Source organism: Streptomyces sp. CA-146814 (assembly GCF_050942385.1).
Classification (GTDB): Bacteria; Actinomycetota; Actinomycetes; order Streptomycetales; family Streptomycetaceae; genus Streptomyces.
The window spans coordinates 3734038-3755906 of sequence record NZ_CP192068.1; the positions used below are offsets into that span (position 1 = coordinate 3734038).

Genomic DNA, 21869 nt, shown 5'->3' on the forward strand with positions numbered 1-21869 from the left:
CACGTCTGTAGAGTTTTCTTTTGTTCCGGCATTGCACCGCAACGTATGGAGATGTCATGGCCCTGTGGGATCGGATCAAGGAATCCGCTTCGTCTATGCAGACGCAGCTGGAGGCGAAGAAGAACGACCTGAAGTCGGGGGCGTTCCGGGACGCGAGCATGGCCATGTGCGCTCTGGTCGCCGCCGCCGACGGCTCCATCGACCCGTCCGAGCGCCAGCGTGTCGCCGCGCTCATCGCGAGCAACGACGTCCTGCAGAACTTCCCCGCGGACGACCTGCAGCGGCGTTTCAACGACTACGTCAACAAGCTCACCGCCGACTTCGCCTTCGGCAAGGTCAGCGTGCTCCAGGAGATCGCCAAGGCGAAGAAGAAGCCCGCCGAGGCGCGTGCCGTCATCCAGATCGGCATCATCATCGGCGGCGCCGACGGCGACTTCGACAAGACCGAGCAGGCCGTCGTGCGCGAGGCGTGCTTCGCCCTCGACCTGCCGCCGCACGAGTTCGACCTGTAGGGATACGAACTTTCGGGCCGGCCGGGGGCTCACAGCTCCTTGGCCGGCCAGTCCAGCAGGCGCGCGCCGATCACCGCCGTCTGCAGGCTGTAACGGTGCATCGGGTCCGCCGGGTCGGAGCCGGTGAGCTGGTGGATGCGTTCCAGGCGGTACGTCAGCGCCCGTACGCTCAGCGCCAGGCGGCGGGCCGTCTCGGCCGCCACGCAGCCCGCGTCGAAGTAGACCGCCAGCGTCTTCAGCAGCGGCTCCGCGCCGCCCCGCGCCTTCTGCAGCGGGCCCAGCTCGCTGCGTACGAGATCCGCCATCGCCTGCCGGTCCCGGGTCAGCACCGGGTAGACCAGGAGGTCCGAGGCGTAGAGCACGGGGTCGTCCATGCCCATCCGGTCCGCCAGGTCCAGCGCCTCCAGTGCCTCGTCGTAACTGTGGACCACGCCGCCGGGGCCCTTGTGCGGGCGGCCGATCGCGACCTGGCCGCCGTCCGTCGCCGCGTGCGACTGCTTGGCGAAGTGGCGCAGGACGTCGGGCTGGCTGCCGGGCGCGATGCAGACGATCCGGCCGTCCTTCGTCGTCAGCAGGATCTTGCGGCCGCTGAACCGGGTCAGCAGCGCCGCCTCCACACTCCGCGGCACCGCGTCCGTCTCCGTGTACGCCTCCGGGCCCGTCGCCACCGCGACCGCGTGCGCCCGCGAAAGCCGCAGGCCGAAGCGGGTGGCGCGCTCCGCGAGATGCACCAAGTCGCTCCGGCCGTACAGCAGATCGTCGATGAACTCGCGGCGCGCCGCCTCCTCCCGACGCACCGTCAGCCGCTGCGCGCGCTCGAACCCTTCGGCGAACGCGTCCACCGCCTGCTCCACCGCGGCCAGCACCGCGTCCGTCACGGCAGGGCTGTTTCCGGCAGCCGCCTTGGGCCAGGCCTCTCGTGTCTGGGCCAGATGCATCGTCACCAGCGCGCGGAGCTGATGGCCAGCGTCGGCCGCTTCCCGGCCCAACGCCCGGCGCATCTCCAGTTCGTTACGCGTCAGACGGCGTCCTGTTGTGGCGACTTCACCCAGAATCTGAGCATAATTTCCCAGCATTTCCTCAGGGATCCTTGGCTCTGCCACGCACACTCCTTCAGCCTTGCAACAGTCCTGTCATTTCCCCAACGCACACCGGGCGGTGCCGGTGCCCGGCATCAGGAAAGCGTAAAGATTGCCGGAATCCGGCAATGCGGTGGGTGGGGGTCCGATGACAGGATCAGGTCAGCAACACAACGGGGGAACACACGGGGAACACGGGGGACGGGGATACGGGGGATACGGGGAAAAGCAGGCGGCCCGCCGGAACGGTTCACGGGGGATCCACGGGGATTCGGGATTCGACGGCGGGCGCCTGGGGGGACGACCCGGTGGCTGCGGCACGGTTCGTAGTGCCGTAGCGCCGGGCCCCGCCGCCGACCACCGAACCGAACCGAACCCTGGGTGCCGAACGTGGTGAACGTCGCGACCCGGTGAGCTGTCACCACTCTCCCGTACCGGCAGAAGACCGCGCACCGCCATCCGGCCGGCGCGCAGAATCGCAAAGGGGGCGGGACCGATGGACGAGTTCCTGAACGCGGCACTCGGCTTCCCCGCCGTCATCTTCGGCGCGGCGCTCGTGGTGGTCGTCTGCTTCTGGCTGCTCGTGCTCGCCGGCGCCGCCGACCAGCACTCCTTCGACGCGGACCTCGACTCCGGCGCGGTCGGCTTCGGGGGCGTACCCGTCACCGTCTCCGTATCGCTGCTCGTCGTCATCGGCTGGTTCGGCAGCCTGACCGGCACCGTCCTGGTCCACCAGCTCCCGGCCACCGGCGCCACCCGCGCGGTGCTCGCCGTCGCCGTACTCGCCGGATCGCTGTTCCTCGCCTGGGGCACCGTCCGCCTTCTCGCACACCTCTTCCGCCGGTACTTCCCGGCGGAACCTCCGCCATCGCGCCGGGACTTCGTCGGGCGCGTGTGCACCATCCGCACCGGCTCCGTCAGCGCCGCCTTCGGCCAGGCCGAGGTCGCCGCGGCCGACGGCTCGACGGCCATCGTCCAGGTCCGCCAGGCCCCCCGCGTCGCGCACCTCGCCGAGCTGCACGCCGAGGAGCGCCTCGTCTCGGGCAGCACGGGACTCCTCTACGCGTACGACGAAGAGGGCGAGTTCTTCTGGGTGTCGCCGTACGACGCGGCCCTCGACCCGGGCCCGCGGGCGAAACCGGGCGGGGCGGCGGGGCTGCCGGAGGTCACGGGCGGCTGACGCCGGTCGGCGGGTGCCGGTGTGCGGTGCGGGTGCCGGGTGCCGATCTGCGGTGCGGGTGCTGGGTGCGGTGCGGGTGTGCGGTGCGGGTGTGGTGTCTGCTCCGGTTCGGGCGGTCGCAGGGCTGACGGCGCGCGTCCTTCCTTCTTCTCCTTCGTCTTCTTTGTTCTTCGCCTGTCTTCGAACTCCCAAGGACTCTTATGGATGCCATCTCCTTGGGCATCGGCGTGCTGATCGCCGTTGTCCTGCTCATCGTCGTCGCCATCGCCTTCGTCATCACCCGGCTGTTCCGCAAGGTCGAGCAGGGCAAGGCGCTGATCATCTCCAAGACCAAGAAGGTCGACGTGACCTTCACCGGTGCCGTCGTCCTGCCCGTGCTCCACAAGGCCGAGACGATGGACATCTCGGTGAAGACGATCGAGATCCGCCGTGCCGGGCGGGAAGGCCTGATCTGCCAGGACAACATTCGCGCCGACATCCAGATCACCTTCTTCGTCCGGGTCAACAAGACCGTCGAGGACGTCATCAAGGTCGCGCAGTCCATCGGTACGCAGCGCGCCAGCGACAAGGTCGCCATCCAGGAGTTCTTCGCGGCGAAGTTCTCCGAGGCCCTCAAGACCGTCGGCAAGCAGCTCGACTTCGTCGACCTGTACACCAAGCGCGAGGAGTTCCGGGACCGGATCATCCAGGTCATCGGGACCGACCTGAACGGCTACCACCTCGACGACGCCGCGATCGACTTCCTTGAGCAGACCCCGATGTCGCAGCTCGACGGCGCCAACATCCTCGACGCCCAGGGCATCCGGAAGATCACCGAACTGACCGCGATCGAGCACGTGCGCACCAACGAGTTCCAGCGCACCGAGCAGAAGGAGATCACCCGGCAGGACGTCGACGCCCGCGAGACGATCCTGGAGCTGGAGCGCCGGCAGGCCGAGGCCGAGATCAAGCAGCGCCGCGAGGTCGAGACCCTGCGGGCCCGCGAGGAGGCGGCCACCGCGCGGGTGCAGGAGGAGGAGCGGCTCGGTTCGCAGAGCGCGTTCATCAGGACCGAGGAGCAGCTCGGCATCCAGCGCGAGAACCAGGCGCGGGAGATCGCCGTCGCGCAGAAGAACCGTGAGCGCGTCATCGCCGTCGAGAGCGAGCGCATCGAGAAGGACCGGATGCTGGAGGTCATCGGGCGCGAGCGCGAGACCGAGCTGAACCGGATCGCCGCCACGAAGGAGGTCGAGGCCGAGCGCCGCGAGGTCGCCGACGTCATCCGGGAGCGGATCGCGGTGGACCGTACGGTCGCCGAGCAGGAGGAGTCGATCCTGACCCTGCGGGCCGTCGAGGACGCGGAGCGGGCCCGTAAGTCGGTCATCATCGCGGCCGAGGCGGAGGCCCAGGAGAAGCTGGTCAAGGACATCAAGGCGGCCGAGGCGGCGGAGGCGGCCTCCGCGCACCTGGCGGCCGAGCAGCTCACGCTCGCCGAGGCGCGGCTGAAGACCGCCGAGCTGGACGCGCAGGCCAAGCTGCGGCTGGCGGAGGGGGTGCAGGCCGAGTCGGCCGCGCCCGGGCTCGCCGCGGTGCAGGTCCGCGACGCGGAGGCCGAGGTCATCGAGAAGGCCGGTCTCGCGGAGGCCGAGGCCACGGCGGCCCGGCTCAAGGCCGAGGCGGAGGGCGCGCGGCTGAAGGCGCTGGCCACGGCGGAGGGTACGCAGGCCCAGGCGTCGGCGGACGCGGCCGTCATCGGCGAGAAGCTGAAGGCGGAGGCCGCGGGGCTCACGGAGAAGGCGGCCGCGATGGCGGCGCTGGACGAGGCGTCCCGTACGCACGAGGAGTACCGCCTGCGGCTCGACGCGGAGAAGGAGATCCGGCTGGCCGGTCTCGACGTGCAGCGGCAGGTGGCCGAGGCGCAGGCGACGGTGCTGGCGACCGGGCTGGAGAACGCCGACATCGACATCGTCGGCGGCGAGTCCGTCTTCTTCGACCGGCTCGTCTCGTCGATCTCGCTCGGCAAGGCGGTGGACGGGTTCGTGGACAACTCGCAGACGGCGCAGGCGTTGGCGGGGCCGTGGCTGGACGGGTCGTCGTCCTTCACGGACGACCTGAGCCGGGTGCTGGGGTCGGTCTCCACGGGTGATGTGCAGAACCTGACGGTGTCGGCGCTGCTGATGCGGCTGATGGGGTCGTCGGGGGCGGCGTCGGGGCAGGTGGAGCAGTTGCTGGCGGCGGCGAAGGAGCTGGGGCTGGCGGATCTGCCGGTGTCTTCGGTGGGGGGCGGCGGCGGTACGAAGGTTGCTCCCGCGGGGGGTGTGGTGGCCCGGAACGGGGCCGGGGTGGTGGCGTAGTTCCGGCGCCTGCGGGCCGTGCGGTGCTTGAGGGCGGAGCCGGCGGCCAGCCGCAGCCCGTGCGGTGCATGGGGGCGGAACCGGCGGCCGGCCCCAGCCCGTCCGGCGTTTGAGGACGGAACCCTCTGCCGGAGGGGTCGCGCCGGACGAGTGGGGTGCCCCACGGGGGTGGGCGCCTCACCGGTCGGGTCACCGGGGCCTGGCCCGCACGCCAGGGGCTGGGCCACCGGGCCCGAGGTTCCGTCCTCAAACGCCGGACGGGCTGGGAAGGGTCCCTGGCCCAACACGCCGGAAGCGGGGCCACCAGCCCCAGGGTTCCGTCCTCAAACGCCGGACGGGCTGGGTAGGGCCCCGGGCGGGCTGGATAGCACCCCGGGCGGGCTGAACAGGGACCCGGAGAGGCTGGGGATAGGGCGCCCCCGGTCGGATACGACGAAGACACGCAAGGAGAGCCGTACGCATGGACAGCGACATCACCACCGCCGCCACCAGCACCGCCACCGCCCCGCAGGACAGGCAGGGTGCGGGAGGCGATGTGGATGCCGGTGCCTACGAGGTGTTGCGGCGGCGGCTCTCCGCGCAGGCCGGGGAGCTCGTGCGGCGGGCCGAGGCGCTCAACGTACGGCGTACCGAGGAGTTCGGGTCGACCGAGCTGCGGCTCCTCGCCACCGAGCAGGTCCGCACCGGGCACCCCGCCGTCCCGCGCGACCTCGTCGGCGTCGGCGGACAGCTGCTGTTCGGCTTCGAGCGAGGCCCCGGCGCCCGGGGCGAGGCCGGGGTCGACGACGTACTCCTCGTACGGGGTGCCCATGAGGACGACGACACCGCCCCGCAGCCGGACGCCACCCTCCTCGACGACAACGCCTTCCGCCGCGAGTTCGGCTCCCTCCACCGCTACTTCCGCGACGCCCGACTCCTCCGACTGCGCCGCGTCAACGGCAAGCTGCTCGCCGTCTTCCGTACCGGCAAGGACGCCGAGGACATCCGCGTCCTGCGCTGGGCGCTCGGGGCCGACGGCTCGCCCGGGGCCTTCCTCGACGCGCAGGGCGAGCGGGACCATGTGTTCCCCGCATCCCACGACTTCGAGTGGACCGCCGCCGGGCGCGAGGCCCACATCACCGGGCGCCATCCGCACATCGCCATCGGCAAGGGCGGCGGGCTCTTCGTCGACACGGTCGGCGGGAAGCTCACCGTCAAGGTCACCGACGACACCGAGTCGCCGGACGGGATCTACGAGGAGCCCGTCGACGAGCCGTTGCAGTCGCTGGCGGACGCGGACGTCGAGTACGCCGAGGTCGGGCCGCTGGTGCTGCTCCGCGTGCGACCGTACAAGGAGACCCGCCGGCGGTACCTCGTCTTCAACTCGCTGCTCTCCACCGTCCAGCGGCTCGACTCCATCGGACCCGCCTGCCACCGGCTCCCCGAGGACCAGGGGATCATCTTCCCCGGCGGCTACTACCTCACCACCGGCACCGCCAAGACCTTCGACACCGCCGAGGAGCTGACCGAGCCGGTCTTCGAAGGTGCGGTCCGCTCGCCCAACGGCGAGGACGTGCTGTACGTCTTCCGCTCCCGCGACGGCCTCCGCAGCCTCCTCCTCCCCTACAACCTGATCCGCCAGGAGGTCGCCACCCCGCTCACCGGACGTGGCCACGCGCTGCTGGACGACGGCACGTTGATCCTGCTCCGCGACAACCCGGACGGCCCGGACGTTCCGGCGCGCGTGCACCCGTTGCAGCGGTGGCAGACGCCGTACGTCTCCGACACCTACGCCGCCGCCCGCCCGGCCGGGACCGGGCCGCTCGCGCGGACCGGCAACGCCGATCTCGTACGCGGGATTTCGGACTGTCTGGCGCTCGCGCACGGCGTACGGGACATGACGCCGACGACCGCCGTGTACGGGCAGCTCGCCGCCGACTGCGCACGGGCACAGGACCGGTACCACTGGCTCTCCGATCCCGAACTGGGCTTCCTGGGTGAGCCGTTGGCGGACCTGCGGGGGACGGCACAGCAGGTGCTGGCCGAGTTCACCGCCGTACAGGAGCTGACGCGGCGGGCCGCCGACGCGCTGGAGGAGACCACCGGCCGCATCACCGCGCTGGTGCGGCGCGTGCGCGGCGAGGTGCCGGGGTCGGCCGCCGCATGGGTCGAGCGGCTGACCGAACTGCGGCAGGCCCACGGCCACTTGGCGACGATCGGCGAGATGCGGTACGCCGATGTCGAGCGGATCGCGGAGCTGTCGGCCCGGACCGAGGACGACATCGCGTCGGCGGCTCAGCGGGCCGTGTCGTTCCTCGCCCGCGAGGACGCCTTCGACGGGTACCACGAGGAGATCACCGGACTCGTCGAGGACGCCGGCGCGCTGGCGACCGTACGGGACGCGGCGGCCGTGTCCGACCAGCTGTCCACGATGACGGACGGGCTCGCCACCGTCACGGACGTGGTGGCCGGGCTGGAGATCGGTGACGCCACCGTCCGTACGTCGATCCTGGAGCGGATCGCGGAGGTGCTGGGCGGCGCCAACCGGGCCCGCGCGACGCTGGACGCGCGGCGGCGGGAGCTGCTGTCGAAGGAGGGGCGGGCGGAGTTCGCGGCCGAGTTCGCGCTGCTCGGGCAGGCGGTGACCGGGGCGCTGGCCGCGGCCGATACGCCGGAGACGTGCGACGACCAACTCGCGCGGCTACTCCTCCAGTTGGAGAACCTGGAGTCGCGGTTCGCGGAGTTCGACGACTTCCTCGCCGAGCTGGCCGAGCGCCGGAGCGAGGTGTACGAGGCGTTCTCGGCCCGTAAGCAGACGCTCCAGGACGAGCGGGCGCGGCGGGCCGAGCGGCTGGCCGGGTCGGCGCAGCGCGTGCTGGAGACCATCGGCCGGCGGGTGGCCGCGCTCGCGGACCTGGACGCCGTTCACACGTACTTCGCCTCCGATCCGATGGTCGCCAAGGTGCGGCGGACCGCCGACGAACTGCGCGAACTCGGCGATCCCGTACGGGCCGAGGAGCTGGACGGGCGGCTGAAGGCGGCCCGGCAGGAAGCCGGACGAGCGCTGCGCGACCGGAGCGAGCTGTACGCGGACGGCGGGTCGGTGATCAAGCTGGGGCGGCACCGGTTCGCCGTCAACACCCAGCCGTTCGACCTGACGCTGGTGCCCTCAGGCGACCGGCTCGCCTTCGCGCTGACCGGGACCGACTACCGGGCGCCGGTCACCGACCCGGCCTTCGAGGCGACCCGGCCGTACTGGGAGCAGCTGCTGCCCTCGGAGTCGGCCGCCGTCTACCGCGGCGAGTATCTGGCGGCCCGGCTGCTGGAGGAGCACGGCGCCGCGCATCTCGCCGCGCTGGGTGATGCCGAACTCGCCTCGCTGGTAAGAGAGTCCGCCGCCGAGGCGTACGACGAGGGGTACACGCGGGGCGTCCACGACGAGGACGCCACCGCCATCCTGCGCGCCCTGCTGCGCCTGCACGGGGCAGCGGGACTGCTGCGCCACGAGCCCGCCGTCCGCGCGGCCGCCCAGCTCTTCTGGGCGCACGGGACGCAGGAGGCGCAACGTGTCTCGTGGACCCGGCGGGCCGGATCGCTGGCCCGCGCCCGCGACACGTTCGGGCTGGCTCCGGCCATCGCGGTGCTCCAGGAGGAATGGGCGGCGGAGATAAGTGAGTTCGACGGTCAGGCCCGGGCCGCTGCCGTCGCCGCCTACCTCTTCGAGGAGGTGACGAGCGGGCCCGGCGGGTTCGTCGTGGGCGCCACGGTCATGACGTTCCTGGACGCCTTCCACCGGGCCGCCGGGCCCGACGCGTACGCGGACGACCTCGCCGCTCTCGGCGGTGACCTGGCCGCCCGCAAGCAGCTCGTCGAGGGCTGGCTCATCCCGTACGCGGAGGCCTCCGGCGCCGCTCCCACCGACGGCGACCTCGCGGAGGCCGTGGCGGTGGAGCTGTGTCCGGAGCTGGAGCGGTACGGGTGTGACGCGCCGCTCACCGAGCGGGTGGAGGGCCTCCTCGGGGACCACCCGCGCATCGGGAGCGGCGGGAGCCTCACCGTACGGATCGATGAACTCCTGTCCCGGACCGGCGAGTTCAGGACGCGGACCGTGCCCGGCTTCCGTGCCTACCAGCGGCTGCGGACCTCGCTGGTGGACGCCGAGCGCGGGCGGCTGCGGCTGGACGACCACCGGCCGCGCGTGATGTCGGCGTTCGTCCGCAACCGGCTGCTGGACGAGGTGTACCTGCCGCTGATCGGTGACAGCCTGGCCAAGCAGCTCGGCACCGCCGACGCCGACCGGCGTACCGACTCGCAGGGCCTGCTGCTGCTCGTCTCGCCGCCCGGCTACGGCAAGACGACGCTGATGGAGTACGTCGCGGACCGGCTCGGGATGGTCCTCGTCAAGATCAGCGGGCCGAACCTGGGCCATGACGTGACCTCGCTCGATCCGGCGCAGGCGCCGAGCGCGACCGCGCGGCAGGAGATCGAGAAGATCAACTTCGCGCTGGAGGCGGGCAACAACACGCTGCTGTATCTGGACGACATCCAGCACACCTCGCCCGAACTCCTGCAGAAGTTCATCCCGTTGTGCGATGCCACCCGCCGGATCGAAGGCGTACGGGACGGTGAGCCGCGCAGCTACGACCTGCGCGGGAAGCGGTTCGCGGTCTGCATGGCGGGCAACCCGTACACCGAGTCCGGCGAGCAGTTCCGGATCCCGGACATGCTCGCCAACCGGGCCGACGTGTGGAACCTCGGTGAGGTGTTGAGCGGGCGCGAGGACGTCTTCGCGCTGAGCTTCGTGGAGAACGCGCTGACCGCCAACCCGGTCCTCGCTCCGCTCGCCGCGCGCTCCCGCGACGATCTGGCGCTGCTGGTGCGGCTGGCCGGCGGGACGGATCCGGCGGCTCGCGCCGAGCACCTGGAACACCCCTACTCCGCCGTGGAGTTGGACGCCGTACTGGCAGTGCTGCGGCATCTGCTCACCGCCCGGGACACCGTCCTCGCGGTCAACGCGGCGTACATCGCCTCGGCCGCGCAGACGGACGCCACGCGCACCGAGCCGCCGTTCCGGCTCCAGGGGTCGTACCGCAACATGAACAGGATCGCGGAGCGGATCGTGCCCGTCATGAACGGTGCCGAGCTGTCCGCCGTCGTCGACGACCACTACGCGGGCGAGGCCCAGACGCTCACCACGGGCGCCGAGGCCAACCTGCTGAAGCTGGCGGTCCTGCGGGGCACGCTCAGCGCCGCGCAGGCCGAGCGGTGGGCGGCGATCACCGCCTCCTACGTCCGTACGCAGGCGCTCGGCGGGCCGGACGGCGACCCTTCCCCAAGCTCTCAACTGCGTTCGAGCAGGGGAGACCCCATCTCCCGGGCCGTGGCGGCGCTCGGGCTCCTCGCGGACCGGATCGCGGCGGTGGAGACGGCGATCCAGCGGGCGGCGGATCCCCGTCACCTCCTGGCGGGACCGGCGAACCACCAGGGGGCCGTGAACCAGCCCCCCGGGGAACAGAACCGGCCAGGGCTTCAGAACCACCATGCGAAGATCACCAACATTCCACAGTGACCGGGAAGACCTAGCCGGAAGGATCACGGCATGCTGGGTTTCGTGCCCCCACTTCCTCAGCAGCCAGGACGTCCGCCGGCAGGGCGCCCGCAGCCAGGACGTCCGCAGCCAGGACAGCCGCCGTCCGCCGGTCACATGATCGTCTGCGGCGACGACGCGCTCGCGCGCCGGCTCGCCGTGGAGCTGCGGTTCGTCTACGGGGAACGGGTCACGCTGCTCCTGCCGCCCGGCCGCGACGCCAACAGCCCGGAGACGCCGCTGACCCAACGCGGGCGCGCGGCGGCCCTGTTCGGCCGGATGTCGGCGGCGATGAACCGCACCGCCGCCAACGGGAGCGGCTCCACGGGCGGCAGCAACGACACCAACGCCGGGGTCGAGGCCGTCCGGATCATGGAGGCGCCCGAGCCCTCCGACGACGTGCTGGAGGAGGCGGGCGTCGACCGGGCCGCCGCCCTCGCGCTCGTCTACGACGACGACGAGCGCAACATCCGTGCCGCGCTCACCGCCCGCCGCCTCAACCCCCGTCTGCGGCTGGTGATCCGGCTCTACAACCGCAAGCTCGGCCAGCATCTGGAGGAGCTGCTCGACCAAGCGGCTGCCGTCGCCATGCCCGGCATCGACCCGGCGCTGCTCGACGCCTCCACCACCGTCCTCTCCGACGCCGACACGGCCGCTCCCGCGCTCGCCGCCACCGCGCTCACCGGCAGCAGCAAGGTCATCCAGGCCGAGGGGCTGCTCCTGCGCGCCGCCGAACGCCCGCCGCCGCGAACCGGCGAGAGTCTCGATCCGGGGCTGTGCACACTGGCGTTGCTCTCCTCCACCACCAACAACCCTGCGGGGTCGGAGGGTTCGGACAGCAGTGGCGCCGAAGGGCCCCAACTCCTGCCGGACGAGCAGACAGTGGCCGCCGCCCAAGGTCGCGGGACCGTCGTCCTGGAGGCGATCAGCTGCGCCGACCCGGACCGCCCCGCGACCAGGATGGGCGGCAGAGGCGCGCCGCTCGCCCAGGTCTTCTCCCGCCGGCTGCGCTGGTCGGCGCTCGGCGTCGCGGTCGCGGCCCTCGCGCTGGTGATCGCCTCGGTGCTGACCACCGGGGACAGCGCGATCCACTCCACGTACCTCACGGTGCTCGACCTGCTCGGCATGAACGACCCGGCCGAGGACGCGCCGCCCGCCCGCCAGATCATCCAGCTCCTCTCCGGCGTCGCCGGCCTGCTTCTGCTGCCGCTGCTGATCGCCGCCGTCCTGGAGGCGTTCGGCACCCTGCGCACCGCCTCCTCGCTGCGCCGCCCGCCGCGCGGTCTGTCGGGGCACGTGGTGCTGCTGGGGCTCGGCAAGATCGGTACGCGTGTCCTCGTACGCCTCCGTGAGCTGGACATCCCCGTGGTCGTCGTCGAGGAGGACCCGGACGCGCGCGGCATCCCGCTGGCCCGTTCCATGCACGTGCCGACCGTCCTCGGCGACGTCACGCAGGAAGGCGTCCTGGAAGCCGCCAAGATCCGCCGCGCCCACGCCCTCCTCGCGCTCACCAGCATCGACACGACGAACCTGGAGGCGACGCTGTACGCGCGGTCGGTGAAGCCGGACCTGAGGGTGGCGCTGCGGCTGTACGACGACGAGTTCGCCACCGCCGTCTACCGCACCCTGCGCACCGCGCACCCCCAGGCCCTGACCCGCTCCCGGTCCGTCTCCCACCTGGCCGCGCCGTCCTTCGCGGTCGCCATGATGGGCCGCCAGATCCTCGGGGCGGTCCCGGTCGAGCGGAAGGTGATGCTCTTCGCGGCCCTGGAGGTGGCGGGCCATCCGCAGCTGGAGGGCCGCACGGTGGAGCAGGCGTTCCAGGCCAGCTCCTGGCGGGTCCTGGCCATCGACGCGACCCCGCCCGCCGACCGCAACCCGGACCTGGCCGCGCTCCCGCCGTACCCTCCGGAAGGCCCGCCGACGCCCTCCGGCCTGGTCTGGGACCTGCCCCCGGGGTACGTGCTGCGCGCCCAGGACCGGGTGGTGATCGCGGCCACCCGGCGCGGTCTGGCGGAGCTGCTGCGGCGGCAGCGGACGGTGCTGCCGCGGCAGTAGTCCGTTTCTGTACGTACAGGGCTACCGGAACGTGCCCATCGCCTCCCGGACCTCCTCCAGGGTCCGCTCCGCGAGCGCGCCGGCCCGCTCGTTGCCCGTGCGGAGCACCGACCGTACGTACGTGAGGTCCGTCGCGTACTCCGCCCGCCGGGCCCGGAAGGGTGCCAGGTGGCTGTTGACCGCGTCGGTGACCGTCCGCTTGAGAGCGGCGGCCCCGCCGCCGCCGATCTCCGCCGCGACCTCGTGCGGGTCCCGCTCCAGGCAGAGCGCGGCCAGCAGGACGAGCGAGGAGACGTTCGGGCGGTTCTCGGGGTCGTAGGTGATGTGCCGGTCGGCGTCCGTGGTCGCGCCCTTGATCAGGCGGGCCGTCTCGTCGGCGGTGGCGCCGAGCGGGACGGAGTTGGCGCGGCTCTTGCTCATCTTGGTGCCGTCGGTGCCGAGGAGGAGGGGCGCGGCGGAGAGCAGGGCGTCGGGTTCCGGGAAGAGGTTCCCGTACCGCTCGTTGAAGCGGCGGGCGATCGTCCGGGTGAGTTCGAGGTGCGGCAGCTGGTCGAGGCCGACCGGGACCACGTTGCCCTTGCAGGAGAGGATGTCGGCCGCCTGGTGGACCGGATAGGTGAGCATCAGCCCGCTGACCGCCGACTGCCGGGAGTGCGCGATCTCGTCCTTGACCGTGGGGTTGCGGCTCAGCTCCGCGACGGAGACGAGGCTGAGGAAGGGCAGCAGGAGCTGGTTGAGCGCGGGGACGGCGCTGTGGTTGAAGACGGTGGACCGGGCGGGGTCGATGCCGAGGGCCAGGTAGTCCAGGAGCAGCCCGTCGGTGTACTCCCCCAGCCGCTCGGCGGTGTCCCGGTCGGTGAGGACCTGGTAGTCCGGGATGAGGATCATGACGTCCACGCCGAGGTCCTGGAGGCGGACCCGGTTGCGCAGGGTGCCGAAGTAGTGGCCGAGGTGGAGGGGGCCGGTGGGGCGGTCGCCGGTGAGGACCCGGAAGCGGGCGGGGTCCTGGGCGATGCGGTGCTCCAGCTCGGCGCTGCGGAGCTCGGCGGGGGCTGGGGCGGGGGCGGTGCTGGCGGTAGCTGTGGTGGTGGCGGTCATGGTCATGGTCGGGGCTCCTCGCGGTGGTGGTGGATGCGCGGAGGACGGCCCGAGGGAGGGAGAAGAAGGCAACGAAAAAAGGGCCGTCCGTGGTGAACGGCCCTGAGTTCCGTGCAGACAGATGCTGCGGCCGCTCCTTAGGAGGAGCGCCACCAGTTTCGGCACGGTACGGAGGTCATGCGGTCAGTGTATCCACCATGGGCGTGTCCAGCAGGGGCGTTTTCAGCATGGGCGTTTCCAGCAGGGGGTTGCGCGGCAGCTGTGTGCCGGCGTGGGACGTGGCCGACGTAAGGGAATAGGTCGCCGGGGCGTCCCGTTGTAGGGTGTAGTTCAACGTTCAACCAAATGTGGTTCAACGACTTCTGGATCACCCCGCGACCCTCAGGAGGCGGACGCCATGCAGTTCGGGATCTTCACCGTCGGAGACGTCACCACCGACCCGACCACCGGCCGGACGCCGACCGAGAACGAGCGGATCAAGGCGACCCTGGCCATCGCGCAGAAGGCCGAGGAGGTCGGCCTGGACGTCTTCGCGACCGGCGAGCACCACAACCCGCCGTTCGTCCCGTCCTCCCCGACGACGACCCTCGGCTACATCGCGGCCCGCACCGAGAACCTGATCCTGTCCACCTCCACCACGCTGATCACCACCAACGACCCGGTGAAGATCGCCGAGGACTACGCCACCCTCCAGCACCTCGCCGACGGCCGCGTCGACCTGATGATGGGCCGGGGCAACACCGGACCGGTCTACCCGTGGTTCGGCAAGGACATCCGCCAGGGCATCCCGATGGCCATCGAGAACTACGCCCTGCTGCACCGGCTGTGGCGCGAGGACGTCGTGGACTGGGAAGGCAAGTTCCGTACGCCGCTGCAGTCCTTCACCGCGACCCCGCGCCCGCTCGACGGCGTCCCGCCGTTCGTCTGGCACGGCTCCATCCGCTCGCCGGAGATCGCGGAACAGGCCGCCTATTACGGTGACGGGTTCTTCCACAACAACATCTTCTGGCCGATGGAGCACACGAAGAAAATGGTGGCCCTTTATAGGCGCCGTTACGCCCACTACGGTCACGGCACCGAGGAACAGGCCATCGTCGGGCTCGGCGGCCAGGTGTTCATGCGGAAGAACTCGCAGGACGCGGTACGGGAGTTCCGCCCGTACTTCGACAACGCGCCGGTCTACGGCCACGGCCCGTCCCTGGAGGACTTCACCCGCGAGACCCCGCTGACCGTGGGATCGCCGCAGGAGGTCATCGAGCGGACGCTGACGTTCCGGGACGCGGTCGGCGACTACCAGCGGCAGCTGTTCCTGATGGACCACGCGGGGCTCCCGCTGAAGACGGTCCTGGAGCAGCTCGACATCCTCGGCGAGGAGGTCGTGCCGGTGCTGCGCAAGGAGTTCGCCAACCTGCGGCCGACCGGAGTGCCGGAGTCCGCGCCCGTCCACCCGGCGGTCACCGCCGCCCGTACCGCCCGTGCCGCTCAGAAGGAGGCCTGACCAGCATGTTCGCCACCGCACCCCTGCGTGTCGTCGCCGTCTCGGCCGGGCTGAGCCAGCCGTCCTCCACCCGGCTGCTGGCCGACCGGCTGGCCGCCGCCACCCGTGAGCGCCTCGCGGCCGAGCAGGACCGAGACGGCAGGGATGTCGAGGTTCGCGTCATCGAGCTGCGCGACCTCGCCGTGGACATCGCGAACCACCTGGTCAGCGGGTTCCCGCCAGCCGCGCTGCGGGCGGCGATCGACTCGGTGACGGAGGCGGACGGGCTGATCGCCGTGACGCCGGTGTTCACCGCCTCGTACAGCGGTCTGTTCAAGTCGTTCTTCGACCTGATCGACCACACCGCGCTGACCGGCAAGCCCGTCGTGATCGCCGCGACGGGCGGCACGGCCCGCCACTCGCTGGTCCTGGAGCACGCGCTGCGGCCGCTCTTCGCCTATCTGCGGGCCGTCACCGTACCGACCTCCGTCTACGCCGCGTCCGAGGACTGGGGCTCCTCCGGCGACGAGTACACAGAGGGCCTGCCGTCCCGGATCCGGCGCGCCGGTGGCGAGCTGGCCTCGGCGGTCCTGGGCCGCACGGTCTCCGGCGCCTCCCGTTCGCCGGGCCTGGACGACGGCGCGGACGCCGTCGTTCCGTTCGAGCAGCAACTCGCGGACCTGCGGCTGGACTGAAAGAGCGTTTTATCCTACCGGGAGTGTTTGGTAATGCACCCTGCATCGGCCGCGACGGGTCTGGTAGAACACGTGTGTGGTCTACAGATTCATTGCGAACATCGCCTATGGGTGGCAGGACAAGCGTCCGCCGGACAGTTACGTTCCCACTGCCGGAGTTGCTGAGTCGAAGGACGAGGAAAGTTTCGCGCTCGAGTTCCAGTGTGGCTTCGGGGAACCCGACGAACAGGACATCCGCAACGGCTGCGATTCTTACTGCGTCGTCACTCCCGACCAGAACACCGCGTACGGATGCGTGCGCACCGTGGAGCTGGAAGGCAACCTCCTGCGCGTCACCTTCAACCCCGCGTACCTGCACGATCTGTGCTTGGACGATCCAGTGGTCGAGGCACTCCTGCGGGCGCCGGATGAAGACGTTACTCGTATGCGAGAGGCACTCACGCGCATCCTCACCTACGGTCGCCCTGACGCACTACCGACCTTGATTGCTGTCTGAATCTGCCGACACGGACGTCGTCAGGATCTCGCCGGTATCTTTCGGCGAGGCTCATAGTGCGGACGGGCTGGGGGTGGGCGTGGCTTGACGCCTATGAGTTCTTCCAGTTGGGGGTCGATTCTCGGGTGAGTCTGCGGCTCATGAGGTCGATCATCGCCAGTTGGATCATGGCTTCGGAGCGGTGGGGGTGGGTTTCGTAGTCGCGGGCGAGGCGGCGGTGGTGCATGAGCCAGCCGAAGGTCCGCTCGACGACCCAGCGCCGCGGGATCACCTTGAAGCCCTTCTGGGCGGGGTCGCGGCGGGTGACTTCGACGTCGATGCCCAGGCGGGCGCCGTGGTCGATGGCCTTGGTGCGGTAGCCACTGTCGGCCCACGCCTTCGTGACGCGGGGGTGACCTTCGGCGATGTTCGAGAGCAGGTGGATTCCGCCGGCGTTGTCGGAGACGCTGGCGGCGGTGACCAGCACGGCCAGGAGGAGCCCGGCGGTGTCGACGCCGATGTGGCGTTTGCGGCCCGCGATCTTCTTGCCTGCGTCGATGCCCTGGCCGGCCGAGGGCACGTTGGCAGAGGTCTTGATGCTCTGGGCGTCGAGGATGCAGGCGCTGGGCTCGGCGTCTCGGCCCTCGGCCTTCCGGACAAGCCGTCGCAGGAGTCCGTTGAGCTGGTCGAAGACGCCGTCCTTCTGCCAGGCGGCGAAGTATCCGTAGACGGTTTCCCACGGGGCGAAGTCGTGTGGGAGGTAGCGCCAGGGGATCCCGGTCCGGTCGACGTAGAGGATGGCGTCCATGATCCGGCGCAGGTCGTGTTCGGGCGGCCGCCCGATGTCCAGGCCCTTCCCTCTGCGTTCTGCTCGCCAGGCTGTCAGGGTTGGCTCAAGCAGTTCCCAACGGGCATCGGACAGGTCACTGGGGTACGGCCGTTGTCGGCGAGGCATGTTTCCGTAGTACCGATGGCTACCGTCCGACCACAGGGCGCAAACAGGCGCGACCGGGGGCGTGTTGGGATCAGACAGGAGCGAAGGGACCGAAACGGGCCCTCGAAGGCTGTCACCCGCCCCATCTGCCACAACAAGCGGCTGCCGCCTCAGCCGGCCCGAAGCGGCCTGCCACCTGAACTGCAACTAAGCTCCCCTATCAGGACAAAACGCTCTTTGAGCCGGCCCGATTGTCCGTTTGATTACAGTGAGACCGGATGCTGGAACGCATCTGTTCCGAGCCGGACCGAGCTGGAGGCAGATATGGGCAGGATCGTCGTGGGTGTGGACGGGTCCGATCCCTCGATCAAGGCACTGCACTGGGCCGTACGCCAGGCCGAGCTGACCGGTGACACCGTGGAGGCCGTGAACAGCTGGGAGTATCCCGCGACCAGCTGGGCCTCGATGATGCCGGGCCTGCCGCAGGACTTCGACCCGCAGGCGCTGGCCCTGGTCTCGCTGAACGAGGCGCTGGAGGAGGCCCTCGGCGCCGAAGGAGCCGCCGCGATCAGCAAGATCGTGGTCATCGGCAACCCCGCCCAGTCCCTGCTGGACCGGGCCAACGGCGCCAACCTGCTCGTCGTGGGCGCCCGTGGCCGCAGCGGCCTCAAGGCGACGCTGCTCGGCTCGGTCAGCCTGCACGTCACGCAGCACGCGCCGTGCCCGGTGACGGTCGTACGCGACTGAGTCCCGGACGACGGGCGGGGAAGCCCGCCAGGCCGGTCGACGGTCGCCCGTCGCCCGCCGACCGTCGCTCCTCCGGTGGCCCTCCTTTGACCAGGTCGGAGGAGGGCCACCGGCCTGCGTTCGGCCTGCTGGGAGGCTGTCCACCGTCCTGCCGCCGGTAAACGAGGGGCCGTTGTCAGTGGGTCCTCCTATCGTGTGGTCATGACCCCTGCTCTGTTCGGGCGCGACCATCCCGCAGGCATCCTCCGCTCGGAGATCGTCCGGGCCACGGACAGCCACGGCGGTCTCGTGCTGGTCACGGGCGAGGCCGGGATCGGGAAGACCACGCTCGTCACCGACGCCGCGCACGAGGCGCGGCGGCGCGGGGCGCTGGTGGTCGGCGGCTCCTGCTGGGACTCCGACAGCACTCCGGGCTACTGGCCGTGGGTGCAGATCCTGCGCGGCCTGCGCCGCTCCGCCACGGCGGCGGAGTGGGCGGCGGCCCAGGAGTCGGCGGACGGGCGGCTCGGCATCCTCCTCGGTGATCCGGGAAGCGAGGGCCCGGCGGGGGCGGGAGACGCCGACGGGGACGGCGGCGCGGGCGGCTCTTCTTCGGGTGGCGCGGGCGGCTCGGGCGGTGCCTCTTCGGACGGCGTTTCGTCGGGCGGGGCCTCGTCGGACGGGGCCGAGGCCTTCGGGCTGTACGACGCGGTGACCACGGCCCTCGTCACCGTCTCCCAGAGCCGCCCTCTGGTCGTGGTCCTGGACGACCTCCACAGCGCCGACCCGGCCTCGCTCCGGCTGCTCGAATTCGCCGCCCAGCACGCCTGGTTCGAGCGCCTGCTGCTCATCGGCACCTACCGGGACGTCGAGGTGGAGGCCCACGGCCACCCGCTCCAGCAGCTGATCCTGCCCCTCGTCTCGCGCGCCTCGGCCACCCTCACGCTGACCGGCCTCGGCCGCGACGAGGTGGGCGCGCTGATGGCCGTGACCACCGGCCGCGAGCCCGCGCCGCAGCTGGTCGACGAGGTCCACCGGCGCACCGGCGGCAACCCGTTCTTCGTCGAGCAGACGGCCCGGCTCTGGCACAGCGGCAGCCCCGTCTCCACCATCCCGCCCGGCGTGCGGGAGGCGGTCCGGCAGCGGCTGAGCCTGCTGCCGGAGGCGGTCGTCTCGCTGCTGACCGCTGCCGCCGTGCTCGGCCGCGAGTTCCGCCGGCAGGTGCTGGCCGTGGTCCACGGCTCGCCGGTCCCCCAGGTGGAGCGGCTGCTGGAGTCGGCGATCGTCGCCCGGGTCGTCGTCCCGTACCCCTCCGGGAGTTACGCCTTCGCGCACGACCTGCTCCGCGAGACGCTGTACGCCTCCCTCGGCGACGCGGAGGCCCGCCGCCGCCACGCCGCCGTCGTCCGGGCGCTGGACGCGCACGGCGGCCTCCACGACGCGGTGCGGCCCGGGGACCTCGCCCGCCACGCCCACCTCGCCGGAGGGGAGCTGGAGCGCGACCGCAGGATCGACCTGCTGCTCGCCGCCGCCCGGGACGCCTCGGGCCGCCTCGCAGACGAGGAGGCCATCGGCCACTACCGCCGGGCCCTCGCGGTGGCGTCGGGCGAGGCGGGCGGTGAGGGCGGCGGTGAGGCCGGTGGCGGGCCAGGCGCGGGGCCGTCGGGTGCGGCGCAGGCTCCCGACCGGCGCCGGACCGCGCTCATCTGCCTCGACCTCGGCGAACAGCTGCGGCACGCCGGAGAGAGCGCTGAAGGGGACCGCCTGCTGGACCGGGCGGTCGACCTGGCACGGGAGGTGGACGACCCCGAGCTGCTGGCCCGGGTCGCGATCACCCTGTACCGCCGGGGCACCCTGGGCGGCGGTGAGGCGTTCATGGTGACGTTCCTGATCGAGGCCCACCGCAAGGTCACCGGCAAGGACGGGCAGGACAGCCTCTCCGCCGACCGGCTCGCGCAGGAGCTGGCCATCCACATCATGGCTCTGGCCCGCGACGGCTCGGACGACGAGGCCCTCGCCTTCTCCCTCTGGGCGCGCCACGACTCCGTATGGGGTCTCGGCTCGGCGGTGGAGCGGCTCGGGCTGACCGACGAGATGGCCGTCGTCGGACGGCGCACGCAGAACCTGGACATGGAGCTGCACGCCACCTCCATGCGGTGGGTGGCGCTGCTGGAGCTCGGCGATCCGGCCTTCATCGACCAGTACCGCACGTTCATCCGGGCCGCCGAGCGCTCGGAGCTGCCCCGGTTCGCCCTGGCCATCGCCGTCGACGGCAGCCTGATCGCCTCCCTCCAGGGCCGGTTCGCCGAGGCGGCCGACGGGCTCAGCGGTGAGGAGCTCGGCCTGGAGGGCGAGGACCACGAGGCGTTCGGCTTCATGGGCTGCCATCTGCAGTGGTCCCTGCACCTGCTCCGGGGGCAGTTCGCGGAGGCCGGGAAGGTGCTCGCCGCGCTCCCGGGCGCCCGGTATCCGTACCCCGGGCTGCTGGAGGCGCTCACCGCGGTCGAGCAGGGCGACGCGGCCCCGGCCCTCCGCCTGATCGCCGAGCAGTCGGACCGCCCGGCCCCCTACCCTCGGGCCTTCATGCCCCTCTGGCTCCGGCTGCTGGCCCAGACGGCCGCCACCACCGGCGACCGGCGCCTGATCACCCGCGCCGAGGACGAGCTGACTCCTTACACGGGCCAGTGGGTCGTCTCGCTGTACGGGTGCGACATCGGCGGCCCCGTCGACCTCTGGCTCGGGATGCTCGCCGCCGCCCGGGACGACCGGGACGCGGCGGTGGCCGCACTCACCGAGGCCGCCGCCTCAGCGGACCGCCTCGGCGCCCGCCCCTGGGCCGTACGCGCCCGGCTGCACCTGGCCCGCGCCCTCCTCACCCGCGCCGAGCCGGGCGACACCGGGCGGGCCCGCGCGCTCCTCGCCGAAGTGGAACGGGAGGCGCGCGAGTTGGGCCTGCACCACCTGGCCGCCGAAGCCCCGTCGCTCCGCACGCTCCCACCGGCCACCGGCCACCACACCGCCGGACCGGGCCACCAGGCCACCGACCCCGACCCCGGTCGGCAGACAGCCGCCCCCGCCCCCACTCCGGCCCAGGCCCCCGACCCGGCACCGCCGCCACCCGCCGCCGAGTTCCGCCGCGACGGTTCCGTCTGGCAGCTGTGCTGGGACGGGCGGACCGTGCACGTCCCCGACGCCAAGGGGCTGCGGGACCTGCACAGCCTGCTGGGTCTCCCCGGTGCCGACGTCCCGGCCGTGCAGCTGCTCGCACCCGAAGGCGGCGCCGTCGTGGCCGCCGCCGGGCGGATGGGCGGCGACCCGGTGCTCGACGAGGAGGCCAAGCGCCGGTACAAGGAGCACCTGGACCGGCTCGACGCCGAGATAGACCGCGCGGCCGCACGGGACGACACCCGGCAGGTGGAGGCGTACGACCGGGAGCGGCAGGCCCTCCTCGACCAGCTGCGCACCGCGGCCGGGCTCGGTGGCCGGAGCCGCCGCCTGGGCGACCAGACCGAGCGGGCCCGCAAGACGGTCACCGCCCGGATCCGCGACACCCTGCGCAAGCTGGACTCGCTCCACCCCGAACTGGCGGCACACCTGCGGGAGTCCGTGACCACGGGAACCACCTGCGCCTACCGCCCGGGCCGGACGACCGACTGGCGGCTGTGACCCCCGTCCGGTGGCCCCCGTCCGGTGGCCCGTCCGGTGCCCCCCTCCGGTGTCTGCGGCCCCAACGGCG

Annotated in this window: 13 protein-coding genes; 10 read left to right on the plus strand and 3 right to left on the minus strand. The window is 71.7% G+C overall.

Features of this window, described 5'->3' with window-relative positions; genetic code table 11:
- Window positions 1–56: 56 nt before the first annotated feature.
- Window positions 57–512: a tellurite resistance TerB family protein gene (locus tag ACQP09_RS16525; RefSeq protein ID WP_026241823.1), complete on the plus strand. Its 456-nt coding sequence runs from the start codon at window positions 57–59 to the stop codon at window positions 510–512.
- 29 nt (window positions 513–541) lie between these two features.
- On the opposite strand, the gene ACQP09_RS16530 is transcribed toward ACQP09_RS16525, so the two are convergent.
- Window positions 542–1615, minus strand: coding sequence for a PucR family transcriptional regulator (locus ACQP09_RS16530; RefSeq protein WP_433400213.1), 1074 nt, complete (start codon window positions 1613–1615; stop codon window positions 542–544).
- 472 nt (window positions 1616–2087) lie between these two features.
- On the opposite strand from ACQP09_RS16530, the gene ACQP09_RS16535 reads away from it, so the two are divergent.
- The 4 genes from ACQP09_RS16535 to ACQP09_RS16550 all read left to right on the plus strand — a co-directional run bounded on the left by ACQP09_RS16535 (window position 2088) and on the right by ACQP09_RS16550 (window position 12728).
- Window positions 2088–2771, plus strand: a complete 684-nt coding sequence (locus ACQP09_RS16535) for a hypothetical protein (protein WP_433400216.1) — start codon at window positions 2088–2090, stop codon at window positions 2769–2771.
- Window positions 2772–2971: 200 nt separating this feature from the next.
- A complete protein-coding gene (locus ACQP09_RS16540) occupies window positions 2972–5104 on the plus strand; it encodes a flotillin family protein (RefSeq protein ID WP_433400219.1) in 2133 nt (710 codons plus the stop codon).
- A 460-nt stretch (window positions 5105–5564) separates the two neighbouring features.
- Window positions 5565–10652 (plus strand): DNA repair ATPase, encoded by a 5088-nt coding sequence (locus ACQP09_RS16545; protein WP_433400222.1) that lies wholly within the window; start codon window positions 5565–5567, stop codon window positions 10650–10652.
- Between the two features lie 30 nt (window positions 10653–10682).
- Window positions 10683–12728, plus strand: coding sequence for an NAD-binding protein (locus ACQP09_RS16550; RefSeq protein WP_433400225.1), 2046 nt, complete (start codon window positions 10683–10685; stop codon window positions 12726–12728).
- Between the two features lie 21 nt (window positions 12729–12749).
- On the opposite strand, the gene trpS is transcribed toward ACQP09_RS16550, so the two are convergent.
- Window positions 12750–13826, minus strand: a complete 1077-nt coding sequence (trpS, locus tag ACQP09_RS16555; RefSeq protein WP_433406625.1) for a tryptophan--tRNA ligase — start codon at window positions 13824–13826, stop codon at window positions 12750–12752.
- Window positions 13827–14223: 397 nt separating this feature from the next.
- On the opposite strand from trpS, the gene ACQP09_RS16560 reads away from it, so the two are divergent.
- The 3 genes from ACQP09_RS16560 (at window position 14224) to ACQP09_RS16570 (ending at window position 16494) form a co-directional block, all read left to right on the plus strand.
- The gene (locus tag ACQP09_RS16560; RefSeq protein ID WP_433400228.1) at window positions 14224–15324 is read left to right on the plus strand and encodes an LLM class flavin-dependent oxidoreductase; all 1101 of its coding nucleotides are present in this window, start codon (window positions 14224–14226) and stop codon (window positions 15322–15324) included.
- 5 nt (window positions 15325–15329) lie between these two features.
- On the plus strand, window positions 15330–15998 hold the full coding sequence (locus tag ACQP09_RS16565; protein ID WP_433400230.1) for an FMN reductase: 669 nt from the start codon (window positions 15330–15332) through the stop codon (window positions 15996–15998).
- A 76-nt stretch (window positions 15999–16074) separates the two neighbouring features.
- The gene (locus ACQP09_RS16570; RefSeq protein ID WP_433398767.1) at window positions 16075–16494 is read left to right on the plus strand and encodes an Imm10 family immunity protein; all 420 of its coding nucleotides are present in this window, start codon (window positions 16075–16077) and stop codon (window positions 16492–16494) included.
- Window positions 16495–16585: 91 nt separating this feature from the next.
- Here ACQP09_RS16570 and ACQP09_RS16575 read toward each other — a convergent pair whose 3' ends face one another.
- Complete coding sequence (locus tag ACQP09_RS16575; RefSeq protein WP_433398764.1) at window positions 16586–17428, minus strand: IS5 family transposase; 843 nt, start codon at window positions 17426–17428, stop codon at window positions 16586–16588.
- Window positions 17429–17731: 303 nt separating this feature from the next.
- Here ACQP09_RS16575 and ACQP09_RS16580 point away from each other — a divergent pair, with 303 nt between their 5' ends.
- Both ACQP09_RS16580 and ACQP09_RS16585 read left to right on the plus strand, forming a co-directional pair.
- Entirely contained in the window at window positions 17732–18154 is a 423-nt protein-coding gene (locus ACQP09_RS16580; RefSeq protein ID WP_432150907.1) for a universal stress protein, read from the plus strand.
- 201 nt (window positions 18155–18355) lie between these two features.
- Window positions 18356–21799, plus strand: a complete 3444-nt coding sequence (locus tag ACQP09_RS16585) for an ATP-binding protein (RefSeq protein WP_433400232.1) — start codon at window positions 18356–18358, stop codon at window positions 21797–21799.
- Window positions 21800–21869 lie beyond the last annotated feature (70 nt).